At 61.4% G+C, this 14,211-nt stretch carries 15 protein-coding genes; 2 read left to right on the plus strand and 13 right to left on the minus strand.

Annotation, left to right across the window (positions count from 1 at the left end):
- Nucleotides 1-29 precede the first annotated feature (29 nt).
- The 6 genes from QM596_RS12905 to rpsB form a co-directional block, all read right to left on the minus strand.
- Nucleotides 30-758, minus strand: a complete 729-nt coding sequence (locus QM596_RS12905) for a class I SAM-dependent methyltransferase (protein ID WP_029255139.1) — start codon at nucleotides 756-758, stop codon at nucleotides 30-32.
- A 6-nt stretch (nucleotides 759-764) separates the two neighbouring features.
- On the minus strand, nucleotides 765-1,661 hold the full coding sequence (locus tag QM596_RS12910) for a phosphatidate cytidylyltransferase (RefSeq protein ID WP_003942673.1): 897 nt from the start codon (nucleotides 1,659-1,661) through the stop codon (nucleotides 765-767).
- A 48-nt stretch (nucleotides 1,662-1,709) separates the two neighbouring features.
- The gene (frr, locus tag QM596_RS12915; RefSeq protein WP_003942777.1) at nucleotides 1,710-2,267 is read right to left on the minus strand and encodes a ribosome recycling factor; all 558 of its coding nucleotides are present in this window, start codon (nucleotides 2,265-2,267) and stop codon (nucleotides 1,710-1,712) included.
- Nucleotides 2,268-2,310: 43 nt separating this feature from the next.
- Nucleotides 2,311-3,039 (minus strand): UMP kinase, encoded by a 729-nt coding sequence (gene pyrH / locus QM596_RS12920; RefSeq protein ID WP_019747988.1) that lies wholly within the window; start codon nucleotides 3,037-3,039, stop codon nucleotides 2,311-2,313.
- 200 nt (nucleotides 3,040-3,239) lie between these two features.
- Nucleotides 3,240-4,067 carry a translation elongation factor Ts gene (gene tsf, locus QM596_RS12925; protein ID WP_019747987.1) on the minus strand — a complete coding sequence of 276 codons (828 nt, stop codon included), beginning with the start codon at nucleotides 4,065-4,067 and terminating at the stop codon, nucleotides 3,240-3,242.
- 152 nt (nucleotides 4,068-4,219) lie between these two features.
- Complete coding sequence (gene rpsB, locus QM596_RS12930; protein ID WP_003942709.1) at nucleotides 4,220-5,077, minus strand: 30S ribosomal protein S2; 858 nt, start codon at nucleotides 5,075-5,077, stop codon at nucleotides 4,220-4,222.
- 307 nt (nucleotides 5,078-5,384) lie between these two features.
- On the opposite strand from rpsB, the gene QM596_RS12935 reads away from it, so the two are divergent.
- Complete coding sequence (locus tag QM596_RS12935) at nucleotides 5,385-5,885, plus strand: M23 family metallopeptidase (protein ID WP_024487342.1); 501 nt, start codon at nucleotides 5,385-5,387, stop codon at nucleotides 5,883-5,885.
- 25 nt (nucleotides 5,886-5,910) lie between these two features.
- Here the strand turns inward: QM596_RS12935 and QM596_RS12940 are convergent, their stop codons facing one another.
- Nucleotides 5,911-7,020 (minus strand): MinD/ParA family ATP-binding protein, encoded by a 1,110-nt coding sequence (locus tag QM596_RS12940; protein ID WP_019747985.1) that lies wholly within the window; start codon nucleotides 7,018-7,020, stop codon nucleotides 5,911-5,913.
- Between the two features lie 122 nt (nucleotides 7,021-7,142).
- The gene (locus tag QM596_RS12945) at nucleotides 7,143-8,069 is read right to left on the minus strand and encodes a tyrosine recombinase XerC (RefSeq protein WP_031331262.1); all 927 of its coding nucleotides are present in this window, start codon (nucleotides 8,067-8,069) and stop codon (nucleotides 7,143-7,145) included.
- Nucleotides 8,070-8,153: 84 nt separating this feature from the next.
- Here QM596_RS12945 and QM596_RS12950 point away from each other — a divergent pair, with 84 nt between their 5' ends.
- Nucleotides 8,154-9,326: a multidrug effflux MFS transporter gene (locus QM596_RS12950; protein WP_283309322.1), complete on the plus strand. Its 1,173-nt coding sequence runs from the start codon at nucleotides 8,154-8,156 to the stop codon at nucleotides 9,324-9,326.
- Here the strand turns inward: QM596_RS12950 and QM596_RS12955 are convergent.
- The 5 genes from QM596_RS12955 to QM596_RS12975 form a co-directional block, all read right to left on the minus strand.
- Nucleotides 9,323-10,093, minus strand: coding sequence for a siderophore-interacting protein (locus tag QM596_RS12955; protein WP_046378397.1), 771 nt, complete (start codon nucleotides 10,091-10,093; stop codon nucleotides 9,323-9,325). The two genes, QM596_RS12950 and QM596_RS12955, sit on opposite strands and share 4 nt — an antisense overlap.
- 295 nt (nucleotides 10,094-10,388) lie before the next feature.
- A complete protein-coding gene (locus QM596_RS12960; protein ID WP_003942721.1) occupies nucleotides 10,389-10,748 on the minus strand; it encodes a histone-like nucleoid-structuring protein Lsr2 in 360 nt (119 codons plus the stop codon).
- 403 nt (nucleotides 10,749-11,151) lie between these two features.
- Nucleotides 11,152-12,279 (minus strand): DNA-processing protein DprA, encoded by a 1,128-nt coding sequence (gene dprA, locus QM596_RS12965; RefSeq protein ID WP_020907367.1) that lies wholly within the window; start codon nucleotides 12,277-12,279, stop codon nucleotides 11,152-11,154.
- A complete protein-coding gene (locus QM596_RS12970; protein WP_021333044.1) occupies nucleotides 12,276-13,784 on the minus strand; it encodes a YifB family Mg chelatase-like AAA ATPase in 1,509 nt (502 codons plus the stop codon). The genes dprA and QM596_RS12970 overlap by 4 nt, the downstream gene beginning before the upstream one ends.
- Nucleotides 13,784-14,140, minus strand: a complete 357-nt coding sequence (locus QM596_RS12975) for a YraN family protein (RefSeq protein ID WP_024487344.1) — start codon at nucleotides 14,138-14,140, stop codon at nucleotides 13,784-13,786. Before QM596_RS12975 ends, QM596_RS12970 begins: the two co-directional genes overlap by 1 nt.
- Nucleotides 14,141-14,211 lie beyond the last annotated feature (71 nt).

Raw genomic sequence — 14,211 nt, forward strand, 5'->3', positions numbered from 1 at the left:
CGCCTGACGTTCGTCTTTCGAGCCCGCTTTCACGCAAGTTCAAGTGATCGTGGTTTGGACCGAACATGGATTCGGTATCGCACCGTGAAGCCCAATCCCGTTACTTGCGAGAACGCACGCTCGGCAGTCTTCTCGGTGAACTCGATTCCGAGTACCCGCCGCAAGTCGTCTCGATTCTCGAACTCCCACCGGGCGTCGACACGGGTAAGCGAGAAACCTTGAGCCTCGAAGAATCCTTCGACCGCCGCGGGATCGTATTTGGGCAGATCCGCCCTCATCCACTCTCCGTACGGGCCGGCGCTCACATCGAGATCCACGATCAGCAGGGCTCCCCCGGGCCTCAGGATGCGCATGGCTTCACGAATTCCCGGGCCGCAGCCTTTGCCGAAAAAGTACGCCGTACGGGCATGAACGAGATCGACTGAAGCATCCACCAGACCCGTGGACTCTGCTGAACCCTGGACTACGTCGATCGACGCCGAATCGCGGGTTCGTTCCCGCGCGGCCTTCACCAGCGGCGCGTGCGGCTCCACTCCGACAACACGACGGGCAGTACGAGCGAACTCCGGTAGATGGAACGCCGCCCCACAGCCGACGTCGACGACGTCGCGTCCAGACCAGTCGACCTGGGCTCGCATCGCGGCCCAAATGGAACCGTCGACGTCCTGCGCGCGGTTCTCGATTTCGTACACGTCCGGCCAATGCCAGATGTTCGGGCTGGGGATCGGCTTGGAACGGCCGGAGAAGAAATCACGCACGCGAAATCAGACGAGTGCGTACAGAATCAGCCAGGTGACAAATGCCGACGGCAGGAGTGAATCCAGGCGATCCATGATTCCGCCGTGGCCGGGAAGCAGGGTTCCCATGTCCTTGATGCCGAGTTCACGCTTGATCTGCGATTCGATCAGGTCGCCGACCGTCGCGACTACCACCAGGACGACACCGAGCAGGACGCCGATCATCGAGTTCGCGTCGAGGATCAACGTCACCGAAAGCAGGCTGCCGATGACGCAGAAAATGAGGGAGCCGACAAATCCTTCCCAGGACTTCTTCGGGCTCACAGCCGGCACCATCGGGTGCTTCCCGAACAGCACTCCGGCCGCGTAACCGCCGATGTCGGAGCACACGACACCGATCATCAGGACGAAGACGCGACCCGGGCCGTCGTCTTCGAGCACCATCAATGCACCGAATGACGCCAACAGCGGGATCCACGCCAGAACGAACACCGTGATGGAGGTGTCTCTCAGGAAGTTCTTCGGGGTCGCCTTGAGCCCGTGGTCGAACAACCGCCACACCATGCACACCAGGACGGTTGCGGTGAATCCGCTGAGCACCCCGACCGGTCCCCACGGCCAGCCGAGCCAGATCGTGGCTTGCCCTCCGACGAGAAGGGGAATTCGCGGCACCTCGATGTCGGCTTCACGAAGCCGCGTTGTGACCTCCCACGTCGCGATGAACATCGCGATCGCGACGACAGCGATCCATCCCGGGGGCAGGAAGATCAAAGTGCCGATGACCAAGGCTCCGAGACCAGCTCCGACGCCGATGGCGGCAGGTAGGTTCCTGCCCGCCTTCGACTTCGGCGGTTGCGCGCCCTCAGCGCCGCCCGTAGGCCCGTCCGTGACGGGACCACCGGCGGTTCCCTCTTGTGCGTGCACCCAAACTCCCTGATCTACTCCCGACGACAAACACTGCAAATGAGGAGGCTATACCTCCATCAACTCTGCTTCCTTGTGCTTGACGAGTTCCTCGACCGTGTGCACGTACTTCGCCGTGGTCTTGTCGAGTTCTTTCTCTGCGCGACCGACCTCGTCCTCGCCGGCTTCACCGTCCTTCTGGATCCGGCCGAGTTCGTCCATCGCCTTGCGGCGGATGTTGCGCAGCGTGACCTTCGAGTCCTCGCCCTTGGACTTGGCCTGCTTCACCAGTTCACGACGACGCTCTTCAGTGAGCTGCGGAACCGAGATGCGGATGATGCTGCCGTCGTTGGACGGGTTCACACCGAGATCCGAGTTGCGGATCGCCGTCTCGATCGCGTTGAGCTGCGAAGCCTCGTACGGCTTGACGATGACCATGCGGGCCTCGGGGACGTTGATGCTCGCGAGCTGCGTGATCGGCGTGATCGAACCGTAGTAGTCGATCACGATGCGCGAGAACATACCGGGGTTCGCGCGTCCGGTGCGAACCGAGCCGAGATCGTCCTTGGCTACCGTGACAGCCTTTTCCATCTTCTCTTCTGCCTCGAAGAGCGCTTCATCGATCACGGCTGTTCCTCCATGTTGTTCTGCATCATTTTTTGGGTGTCACTCACGACTTGATCAGGGTGCCGATCTTCTCACCGGACACCGCGCGAGCGATGTTTCCTTCGGTGAGGAGGTTGAACACCATCATCGGCATCGAGTTGTCCATGCACAGGCTGAACGCCGTCGCGTCCGCGACCTTGAGCTCACGTTCGATGACCTCGCGGTGCGTGATCTGTTCGTACATCGTCGCGTCCGGGTCGATACGCGGGTCGGCCGAGTAGACGCCGTCGACGGCCTTGGCCATCAGCACTACCTCGGCACCGATCTCCAGCGCGCGCTGCGCAGCAGTGGTGTCGGTGGAGAAGTAGGGCATACCCATCCCGGCACCGAAGATGACTACGCGCCCCTTCTCGAGGTGCCTACGTGCGCGAAGCGGAAGGTACGGCTCGGCGACCTGTCCCATGGTGATTGCCGTCTGCACTCGAGAATCGACGCCGGCCTTCTCCAGGAAATCCTGCAGTGCGAGGCAGTTCATGACGGTGCCGAGCATGCCCATGTAGTCGGAGCGCGCGCGATCGAGGCCACGCTGCTGCAGTTCCGCTCCGCGGAAGAAGTTTCCGCCGCCGATGACCACTGCAACCTGTACGCCCGATCGAACGACCTCTGCGATCTGCTCAGCCACCTTGGTGACCACGTCGGGATCGAGACCGACTTTGCCGCCTCCGAACATTTCGCCGCCGAGTTTGAGCAGGACCCGCTTGAATCCTGGACGTTCGTTGGCTGGTTCGGACATTGTTCTCCTCAGTTCGATACAAGACCTTGTAGGTCCTTCATTCTTCTTCTGCCGCCGAATCGGACACCGCGACATAGGAAAGCCCCCGGGACTCGTCCCGAAGCACTCTTATCCTGCCTCATCGGAGGCCCCAGGTACACGTAGACCCCGCCGGTAGAGCAAATGCTCTTCAGGCGGGGTCCATGTGTACGGGCTCCGAATTAAGCGGAGGCGCCGACCTCGAAACGCACGAAGCGCTTGATGGTCACGCCTGCCTCGTCGAGGATCGCCTTGACGGTCTTCTTGGAGTCCGTGACCGAAGACTGCTCGGTCAGAACGACGTCCTTGAAGAAACCGTTGACGCGGCCTTCGATGATCTTCGGCAGAGCCTGCTCGGGCTTGCCTTCTGCGCGGGCGGTCTCCTCGGCGATGTGACGCTCGGAAGCGACGATTTCAGCGGGAACCTCGTCACGCGTGACGTACTTTGCCTTGAGTGCTGCGACCTGCATTGCAGCGCCGCGAGCGGCCTCAGCAGCAGCATCGCCTTCGCCGGTGTACTCGATGAGAACGCCGACAGCGGGCGGCAAGTCGGAGCTGCGCTTGTGCAGGTAAACGGCAACGGGGCCGTCGAAGGAAGCGACGCGGCTCAGTTCGAGCTTCTCGCCGATCTTCGCGGACTGCTCCGCAATGACGGTGTCGATGGTCTTGCCGTCGAGCTCGAGCGCCTTGAGAGCGTCGAGATCCGCAGGCTTGCCAGCAGCAGCGACGGTCACGATCTCGTCGGCCAGCTTGATGAACTCGTCGTTCTTGGCGACGAAGTCGGTCTCGCAGTTGATCTCGATCATGACGCCGTCCTTGGCGACGACGAGACCCTCAGCGGTGGTGCGCTCTGCGCGCTTTCCGACATCCTTCGCGCCCTTGATGCGCAGCTGCTCGACGGCCTTGTCGAAATCGCCGTCTGCATCTGCGAGTGCGTTCTTACATGCCATCATTCCGGAGCCGGTGAGCTCACGGAGCCGCTTGACGTCAGCGGCGGTGTAGTTCGCCATGATTAGCGAGCCTCCTCATGTGTCTGTTTCGGACCTAGGACTAACGGTGAAGCACGGCCTAGCGGTGAAGCACGGCCTGACGGTGGTGCTCGGGCCTAACGGTGAAACGGCCCTGACCAAAAGAACTCTTGGTCAGGGCCGGTTTCAACGAATCAGGCCTCGGTGGCCGGTGCCTCTGCGGCGGGGGCTGCCTCAGCCTCTGCAGCCGGAGCTGCCTCAGCCTCTGCAGCCGGAGCTGCCTGCGAGAGCAGTTCCTGCTCCCACTCGGCGAGGGGCTCGCCTGCGCCGGCTTCGGGCTTCGCGTCCTTGTCGGCGCTCAGTCCTGCACGTGCCTGCACACCTTCGGCAACCGCGGAAGCGACAACCTTGGTCAGCAGTGCTGCGGAACGGATGGCGTCGTCGTTGCCCGGGATCGGGTAGTCGACGAGGTCGGGGTCGCAGTTGGTGTCCAGGATCGCGATGACCGGGATGTTCAGCTTGCGAGCCTCGGCAACTGCCAGGTGCTCCTTGTTGGTGTCGACGATCCACACCGCGGAAGGAACCTTGGCCATGTCGCGGATACCACCGAGGGTGCGATCCAGCTTGGTCATCTCACGCGTGAGCATGAGGATTTCCTTCTTGGTGCGACCTTCGAATCCACCGGTCTGCTCCATTGCCTCGAGCTCCTTGAGGCGAAGCAGACGCTTGTGAACGGTGGTGAAGTTGGTGAGCATGCCGCCGAGCCAACGCTGGTTGACGTAGGGCATTCCGACGCGAGTCGCTTCGGAAGCGATGGACTCCTGCGCCTGCTTCTTGGTGCCGACGAAGAGGACGGTGCCGCCGTGGGCAACGGTCTCCTTGACGAACTCGTACGCCTTGTCGATGTACGTCAGCGTCTGCTGGAGGTCGATGATGTAGATGCCGTTGCGGTCGGTCAAGATGAATCGCTTCATCTTCGGGTTCCAGCGACGGGTCTGATGTCCGAAGTGGGTTCCACTATCGAGCATCTGCTTCATGGTTACGACAGCCATGGCTGTGTACCTCAAACTTTCAATCCGGTTGATGCAGGCGATCGGGTGATCCCTGCCCTGGCACCCGCACGGCCGTCGGACCTGTTTCGTGAGAACCAGGACCAGCCGAGGCCGGAAAACGTGCGCGGGCGCGCGAAGTCGGACTGTGCGAGCACAGACCGCTCGACAAGTGTACGTCCTCGTCCGCCGATGCCATAACCACCCCGGAAGCAACAGACCGAACCGGCGGTTGTGGATCGGCGGTCATCTTGTGGATTACCCGTCTGATCTGTATTGAAGCGCGTGCGACTCCACGCAAGATCAAGGAATGACGATGTTTCGCGGAGCGCGACGAGGAGTGGTCGTTGCCGTGATCTCCTGCTGTGTCGCCGTAGGCACGGCGTCGGCAGACACGCGTTTCGACTGGCCGCTCGCTCCCCGGCCGCACGTGGAACGCGCTTTCGACAAACCGGCCAAGAATTGGCTGCCGGGTCATCGCGGGGTCGATCTCGGCGGCAGTGCCGGCCAATCCGTCCTCGCGGCCGGCGACGGCATTGTGGTGTTCGCGGGAGTGGTCGCCGGAAAGCCGACGGTGTCGATAGATCATTCCGGCGGCCTACGCACGACCTACGAACCCGTCGTAGCAGTCGTTCGCGCAGGTGAACGCGTCGCCGCCAGGTCCGTGATCGGAACCCTCGAAACCGGGCACGAAGGGTGTGCTGTCGAAGCGTGTCTGCACTGGGGCTTGCGCCGTGGACGCGAGTATCTCGATCCACTCGGACTCGTTCGGACGCAACCGCTCAGGCTCAAGCCATTGAAAGGAGGCTGATCGGTCGCAGAAATCGGTCGCAGAATCAGTGCCACTCGGAAACGGCGTGCCGACCCACAGCGTCCGCGAAGTCGTCGGCCACCATCGCTGCCAGTTCCATGAACGCTCGTCTGGTGGCCGGTCGCATCAACTCGAGGTCCATCACCGACCCCTCCGCGAGATGCTCGTCGAAAGGAATGACCTCGACGGCGCGGCATCGACGCATGAAATAGTCCACCAAAGCGTCCATGTCGATCACGCTCGACCCTGGTCGGGCGGCGCTGATGACGACGACGGTCCGTTCGACCAGATGGCCGTATCCGTGCAACTGAAGCCAATCGAGCGTTGCCGCTGCGCTGCGCGCTCCGTCGATTGCCGGCGAACTGACGAGAACCAACGAATTGGCAAGATCGAGAACGCCGTTCATCGCCGAGTGCATGATCCCGGTACCGCAATCAGTGAGGATGATGTTGTAGTAGACCTGCAAGATGTCGATGACCTGGCGATAGTCCGCCTCGCTGAATGCCTCCGAAATCGCCGGATCCTGCTCACTCGCCAGGACCTCGAGACGACTCGACGACTGGGATGTGTGCACTCGAACGTCCGAATAGCTCTTTATGTCCGGTCTAGCAGCAATCAGATCGCGCACCGTCGAATTGGTCTGCAGCGGAACACGTTGCGCCAAAGTTCCGAAATCGGGATTGGCGTCAACCGCCACGACGCAATCACCACGAAGCGAAGCAAATGTCGCACCGAGTCCGACCGTGACCGTCGTCTTGCCCACGCCCCCTTTGAGCGAGAGCAAAGCGACTCGGTAGTCGTTACGGATCGGCTGCTCGATTCGGGCGGCCAGTGCACGGTTGCGCTGTTCGTTGGTCGAATCTCCCAGATTGACCACACCTCCGGTCGCACGATGTAATCCTCTACGCCATCCGCCACGCGGCGTCCGTTTAGGGCGTTTCAGTAAAGCTTCGGCAACCAGATCCTGGTTTGTCACCTGCTGTTGGCTCGACGGTGGCGGTGGCGTGGTCCAGACCTCTTGCAGTCGTGCCACAGGCTCCGGCGTCGGCGCCGGCTCGGGAGCCGGTTGTGGCGCTTCGGACAGCCAGGCCGGTTGGCCGCTGTTCGGCAGGTGCTTCACATCTTGGCGGTTCACGAATCCCCCGGATTTCGCATGTCATCGAGTGTCTCGACACGACGATCGAACTTGCCGATTGTTCACTCTTCTGAGCTGCGACGCTACCAAATACCGGCCGAGAACTCGCGTCGCTTCACAATCTAGGCGCGTGGATGGGCCTGATCGTGGACGGATCGAAGGCGTTCGACCGACACGTGCGTGTACAGCTGAGTGGTCGCCAAACTCGCATGCCCGAGGAGTTCTTGGACCACACGAAGGTCTGCACCACCCTCCAGCAAATGTGTCGCAGCCGAGTGCCGAAGCCCGTGCGGACCCATGTCCGGAGCCCCTGGAATTGCAGCCATGGTTTCGTGGACCACCGAACGCGCCTGACGCTGATCGAGCCGGCCGCCTCGAACTCCGAGGAGCAATGCTCGCCCGGACCTATCCGAACTCAGCGCGGGTCGTCCGTGCTCGAGCCACCCGTTCAGTGCCGATTCTGCGGGCAGGCCGTATGGCACCGATCGCTCCTTGTTCCCCTTGCCGAGGACACGAAGCAAACGTCGATCAGCATCGACCGACTCGACGTCCAGTCCACACAACTCGCCGACGCGAATTCCGGTGGAGTACAACAATTCCACGATGAGTCGGTCTCGCAGGGCGAGCGGCTCTTGTTGCTGCGCACCGCTTTCCGCTGCATCCATTGCGTCGAGGGCCTGGCTCTGACGCAGCACCGTCGGCAGCGTGCGACGAGCAGGTGGAGCCGCCAGACGTGTGCCCGGGTCGACGGAAATACGTCCGGTCTGCGCGAGCCACGCAGTGAAACCACGCGCCGAAGAAGCCCGTCGAGCTACCGTCGTACGTGCCGTTCCTACGGCATTCTGGGCGGCCAACCACGAACGCATGACACTTAGGTCGAGGCGGTCGAGATCTGCATTCTCCGAACCCGCGGAGAAATGGGTCAGCAATGCCCGCGCGTCACCGACGTAGGCGCGGATCGTGTGTTCCGACCGGCCTCGGCTCAGTCGGAGGTGCTCGGCATACGCGTCGAGGTGAACGCTCAAGCTCGCCGGCAATGCGTCAGTCATGAACACACGCTCGCTCGCCGCGATTGAAACCGCAAGCTGCCTCGCCGATAGGGTTGATCGGTGAATCGAGCAATTCCTCTGAAGATGTTGTGTGTACTGGCACTGATTTCCGCAATCGCTCCACTGTCCATCGACATGTACCTGCCCGGCCTACCTTTGATGGCGGATGCACTCGACACTACTGCGGCCAGCGTTCAACTCACGCTGACCACCTTCATGGCAGGCCTCGGAATCGGCCAGCTGATCATCGGTCCGATCTCCGACGGACTTGGCAGGCGACGAATACTGCTGGCCGCGACAATCATCACGGCACTGAGCGGCGCGGCATGCGCGGTGGCGCCGAACATCGAGTTTCTCATCGGTGCACGACTCGTCCAGGGCTTGAGTGGAGGCGCTGCCATCGTTCTCGCCCGTGCTTGTATTGCCGACCGAGCGCGTGGCGACGACGCAGCGAAGCTCTTCAGCATCATGATGATCATCGGCGGTATCGCTCCCGTGGTCGCGCCACTGATCGGCGGCGCACTTCTCGGCCCCGTCGGATGGCGCGGGATCTTCTGGGTCCTGGCTGTCGCGGGCGCCGTGATGGTGGCTGGTGTCGTTTTGCTCGTTCCCGAGACACTTCCACCCGAGCGACGCCATGGCGGTGGTTTGAAGGCCCTGATCTCGAATCTGCAGTACGTGGTCCGAAACCGGCACTACCTCGGATATGCGCTCGCATTCGTCTTCGGATTCGGCGCCCTGTTCGCCTACATCTCCGCGTCACCGTTCGTCGTTCAGAATGTTCTCGGGCTGAGTCCGTCACAATTCTCGATCGTGTTCGCAGTGAACGCCACCGGAATGGTCACGGCAGCGATGATCACCACTCGCCTGCTCGGTCGCGTCGCAGCTCGCACGCTGCTGCGTTTCGGGGTGTGCCTGCTCCTCATTGGCGGCGCCGTATTGTTCTGTACCAGCGTGGTTTTCAGTTCCACGAATACATGGCTGATCTTGGTCCCGCTGTTCGTGGCGATTTCGAGCATCGGGTTCATCATGGGCAATGCAACCGCTCTCGCCCAAGGAGAGGTCACCAACGCGGCCGGAACTGGTTCAGCCCTGATGGGAGCGGGCCAGTTCGGCTTGGCAGCGCTGGTTTCGCCGTTGGTGGGAATTGCGGGAGAAGACACTGCCGTGCCGATGGCAATCGCAATTCCCACCTTCGGAGTTCTTGCGGCCGTTGCGCTCGTGTTGCTGACTCGCGGCAAGGCCGCCGCGAGTTAGTTTTCGGCCGCGGCGAGTTCGGACTTCCAGACCCGGAAGCCTTCTTCGGTGCGACCACGACGCCAATAGCCGGAAATAGAAGCAGCCGCCGCCGGGACATTTCGTTCCTTGCGAATGTACGGCCGTAGGTTGTGCATGACGGCTTGTGCTTCACCGTGAATGAACACGTGCGGTTCGCCCGGTAACCATTCGAGTGCCTTGACCGCGGCGACAACCGGAGCGTTGTCGCCAGCTAATTCTTCGCCGACCGCATCGGACGATGCTCCGCGATGCAGCCAGGTCACGGCAATACCTTCTGGGGCATCGAGCGCGATTTCGTCTTCCGGCCCCCCGACTTCGACGACGGCGTAGCCGACCGCATCCGGCGTCAATCTCGCTATCGAAGCAGTAATAGCAGGTATTGCGGTCTCGTCTCCGACGAAGAGATACCAGTCAGCGGATGGTGACGGCGAAAACGCGCCACCCGGTCCACGCAGGGTAATCTCAGCGCCCGGCTGAACGGACGCGGCCCACGGACCTGCAACTCCCATGTCGCCGTGGACGACAAAATCGATTGCAATCTCTTTGGCATCAAGATCGTACGAACGAATCGTGTAGGTGCGCAGTATGGGCTGATCAGGAGTACCGAATTCGATCTTTACATAGGAATCGCTGTATTCGCTGGGAGTGAAGGACTCGAAGCCCGGTCCCCCGAGAAACACTCGCACCATATGGGGAGTCAATTGTTCGGTCCGCAGAACCGTCAATGCAGTTGTCGGCTTGGCCACAGAAAGATCCTTCCAAAAGTTAGTGTTACCTAACTAAGGTACACGACAATTGCAGCGCATGGACAAAATGCCTCCCCCGGTACATCCGACCCGCGCGCGACAGACCACGGTGCTCAACGAAATAAACCGACCACTCTGCCGGGTAAATTCGTCGGTGGCAGCCAAATTTCCGAATCAGGACTCGTGCATGATCAGGCAGCACATCGCTATCGGAGAAATTCAGCAAAGCAATAGTAAAATACGCCTCTGGCCCCCGGCGAGGTTCGCCAGGGGCCAGAGGAGATATTAATTCAACCTAGTGTGCAGCGTCGAAAGCGTCGATGATTTCCGCTTTGATACGCCCGCGCGGAGCAACTTCGTAACCGTTCTTACCCGCCCAATCACGAATGGCCTGGAGCGTCTCCTTGGAGCGGCCAGAACCCGACGTGGCCTGCGGAGATGCAGCCTGCGCCTTCTTGCCACGCTTCCCGCTCACCTTCGCCGCCGCCTCGACGAACGGCTTCACCGCAGCGTCGAACTTCTCTGCATTGGTGGCGCGCAGATCGATCACGTAATCCGTTCCCTGGTAAGAGAACTCAATTCGATCACCGAATCCATCGTCAATCGGCTTGCCGTCAAGGTCGTCGATGAGTTGCCGAATCAGCTTCTCAGCCATTGCACTCCTCTTTCAATGATCGATTCAATTCTCCTTCACAATACACAGATAGAGCGTTGATGAACAAAAGAAGTCCGGAAACCTGTGCCATTTCCGAACAGACTCAATGGTCCGAATTAGCAGCGGGTTAACGACGCACCAATCAATACCCGCACTCAGGGGATCCAGACTAATCAGACTTCAAAGCACATTGACCTGAGACTTTCCTGAGGCCCGTTAAATTCACGGCCAGGTCTGCAAAGCTGGGTCGAGAATAACGCTGCACACAGGCCGATCGAGTTCACGAAAAGCAGTCCTGACGTGCAATTACCAGCATCGCGAGGGTATTCGAGTTTCGTTCTCGCCGAAACGGTTAGTGGGCATCGCCACCCGCCCACCGGACGAGCACAATCAAGTTCACGCGCTACCGCGTCCGAAACCATCCACTCGAATCAGAACTCGCAAACCCCTCGAGTTCGAGCAGAGGAAGAGTTGCACGAACCTGCGTTATGAGCAATCCCGATTCCTCGGACAGCTCACGCGTACTACGTGAACCTGTTCCCGGCAATGCTTCGTATACCAATCGAGAATTGCCCCGCAATGCGTCGATGTCACGTGTAGCGGCTGCATCCTCCGCGGAATCCCCGACACCAAATGGACCTGACGCTTCGACTACATCCACGGCATTGGAAACGAGTTGCGCTTCACCTTCGCGGATCATCCGGTGACATCCGGTCGACGATGCCGAAGTAACCGGCCCGGGCACCGCCATTACCGGGCGGCCCAATTTCCGGGCCCAATTGGCGGTATTGCGTGCACCACTGCGCCAACCCGCCTCGACCACCACTACTCCGTCCGACAACGCAGCTACCAGTCGATTCCTTGCCAGAAACCGGAACTTTGCAGGTGTTGTGCCCGGTGGATATTCACTTATCACTGCACCCGAACTCGCTATCTGTTTGAGTAGTCGCGCATGCCCTGACGGATACGCTCGATCGACCCCACAGGCCAAGACAGCCAGTGTGTTTCCACCTACGCCCAATGCAGCGCGGTGCGCGGCCCCGTCGATACCGAAGGCCGCCCCGGAAATCACGGTCCATCCGTCGACAGCGAGGTCACCGGCAATCTCTGCCGTCACGTGTTCGCCGTACGCAGTAGATGCTCGCGTGCCGACAATCCCAACCGATCTCTCGGTCAGATCAACCAAATCCCCGGACCCCAACACCCACAACACAAATGGCGCCGTCTCACCCCCGGAGGCATCGAGTCCGTCGAAGGAAAGCATTCGCCACGCCGGCCAATCGGCGCAGTTCGGTGTTACGAGCCTGCCACCCATCGCCTCCATCAGGTCGAGGTCTCGTTGGGCTGTGTCGATGTGAGCGCGGGCTCGTGTCTTCTCCTCGATCGCGGGTGGCAGATCGCCGTTGCGGACCGCCCTCGCAGTTTCTTCGACCCCGAGCTCGTCGATCAACATGGACATATACGCGCTTGGGCCCTGCACGACGCGGGACAGATATGCCCAAGCGAGTAGTCGCGGATCGTGTGCAGTCATTGGAATCCCCTGTCTCGGAAGTCGAGTGCGGTGACAACTTGGTCTGGTCCGGGCATCGCCTCACCTGCCAGATCGGCGACACTCCAGGCAACCCGCAACGCTCGGTCCGCCCCACGAGCAGTGATCACACCTTTACGCAGCGCCCGTTCCACCGGCGCCAGCGCCGCACGCGAGAGTCTGAACTTCTGTCTCAACGCCGGCCCTGGTACTTCCGCATTGGTCCGCCACCCGTACTCACTCCACCGCTGGGCTGCAGTGTCTCGAGCCGCCGCCACGCGCGCACGGACATCGCCGGTACTTTCCCCTACTTCGTCGATCAGCGCTCCGGTTGCAACGGCCTGCATCCGAACCCTGATGTCGACTCGGTCCAAGAGCGGGCCGGACAATTTCCCCAGGTAACGGCGACGCGCCGCGGGTGCACAGACACAATCCGCGTCTCGCGGCGGCGCGCATGGGCAGGGATTGGCGGCCAGGATCAGCTGGAACCGCGCCGGGTACCGCGCAACTCCGTCCCGCCGGGCGATTCGTACTTCCCCGTCTTCGAGTGGCGTGCGTAGCGCTTCGAGCACCTTCACCCCGATCTCGGCACATTCGTCGAGAAACAGCACGCCGCGATGAGCCCGGCTGACCGCACCAGGACGAGCCATCCCACTACCACCACCCACCAGCGAACTGACCGACGAACTGTGATGCGGCGCAATGAAAGGCGGCATATCGATCAACGGCCGATCCTCCGGCAACACCCCCGCCACCGAATGAATCGCCGTCACCTCCAACGACTCCCCCTCCGTCAACGGCGGAAGAATCCCCGGAAGCCTCTGCGCCAACATCGTTTTCCCGATCCCCGGCGGACCCGTCAACATCAAATGATGCGCACCCGCCGCAGCAACCTCGATCGCCCACCGAGCATCCGTCTGCCCGACAACCTCACTCAGATCCCGCACCGTCACCACATCAGCGCGCTCGAAAACATCAGGAACAGCCAGCGCCAACTCACCACGCAACCACCCGATCACCGCGGACAGATCGTCAGCGCCCAGCACTTCGATCCCCTTCACCAGGCCCGCCTCAGCCAACGCCCGAGCTGGAACCACCACAGTCCCCCACCCCGCCCGCTTCGCCGCAAGCACCGCAGGCAACACACCACGCACCGTCCGCAAACGACCGTCGAGTGCCAACTCCCCCAAAAAGACAGTCTCCCGCAACAACTTCCGCGGTAATTTCTTCGCCGCGTCGAGAACCGACAACGACAGAGCCAAATCGTAAACGCTGCCCACCTTCGGCAACGTCGCCGGCGACAACGCCAAAATCACCTTGCTGTCCGGCCACTCCTCACCAGAATTGGTCACCGCGGCCCGAATCCGATCACGCGACTCGTGCAACGCAGTATCCGGCAGCCCCACCAAATGCACCGCAGGCAACCCGCGCCCGATATCCGCCTCGATCTCCACGATCTGCCCGTCCACGCCACTGACCGCAACAGAATGCGCCCGCCCCAACGCCATCAGAACGCATCCACAAAATGCTCGACCGAAGGCACGCCGTCGCGGCCGATCAACACCGCCACCACATCGAAACGCACCCTCGACCACGACCGACCCGAATCAGTGAGCCACTGCATCGCCAGCACCCGAATCCGACGCTGCTTCGCGAACGTCACCGCCTCCGCCGGACTCCCGTACCCGACACCCGACCGAGTCTTCACCTCCACGAACACAATCCGATCACCGGACGTCGCAACAACATCCAACTCGCCGTATCGACAACGCCAATTGCGCTCGATAATCTCCAAACCCGCATCAACCAGGAACTCGACAGCCACATCCTCGCCCCGAGCCCCCAACGCCATATTCCTCGCCATCGCAGCCCCCACCACTCACACGACCGCGCGCCCGCCGATACGAAACGCGTCCCAACCACCACCCTCGACCC

The organism is Rhodococcus sp. IEGM 1406, from assembly GCF_030056745.1.
Taxonomy (GTDB): domain Bacteria; phylum Actinomycetota; class Actinomycetes; order Mycobacteriales; family Mycobacteriaceae; genus Rhodococcus_F; species Rhodococcus_F erythropolis.

What these genes read in the sequence shown, in the direction of transcription:
- pyrH (WP_019747988.1), bottom strand. Translation starts at nt 3,039, where the DNA reads ATGTCCGAACCAGCCAACGAACGTCCAGGATTCAAGCGGGTCCTGCTC.
- tsf (WP_019747987.1), bottom strand. Translation starts at nt 4,067, where the DNA reads ATGGCGAACTACACCGCCGCTGACGTCAAGCGGCTCCGTGAGCTCACC.
- rpsB (WP_003942709.1), bottom strand. Translation starts at nt 5,077, where the DNA reads ATGGCTGTCGTAACCATGAAGCAGATGCTCGATAGTGGAACCCACTTC.
- QM596_RS12935 (WP_024487342.1), top strand. Translation starts at nt 5,385, where the DNA reads ATGACGATGTTTCGCGGAGCGCGACGAGGAGTGGTCGTTGCCGTGATC.
- QM596_RS12945 (WP_031331262.1), bottom strand. Translation starts at nt 8,069, where the DNA reads ATGACTGACGCATTGCCGGCGAGCTTGAGCGTTCACCTCGACGCGTAT.
- QM596_RS12950 (WP_283309322.1), top strand. Translation starts at nt 8,154, where the DNA reads ATGTTGTGTGTACTGGCACTGATTTCCGCAATCGCTCCACTGTCCATC.
- QM596_RS12960 (WP_003942721.1), bottom strand. Translation starts at nt 10,748, where the DNA reads ATGGCTGAGAAGCTGATTCGGCAACTCATCGACGACCTTGACGGCAAG.
- dprA (WP_020907367.1), bottom strand. Translation starts at nt 12,279, where the DNA reads ATGACTGCACACGATCCGCGACTACTCGCTTGGGCATATCTGTCCCGC.
- QM596_RS12970 (WP_021333044.1), bottom strand. Translation starts at nt 13,784, where the DNA reads ATGGCGTTGGGGCGGGCGCATTCTGTTGCGGTCAGTGGCGTGGACGGG.
- QM596_RS12975 (WP_024487344.1), bottom strand. Translation starts at nt 14,140, where the DNA reads ATGGCGAGGAATATGGCGTTGGGGGCTCGGGGCGAGGATGTGGCTGTC.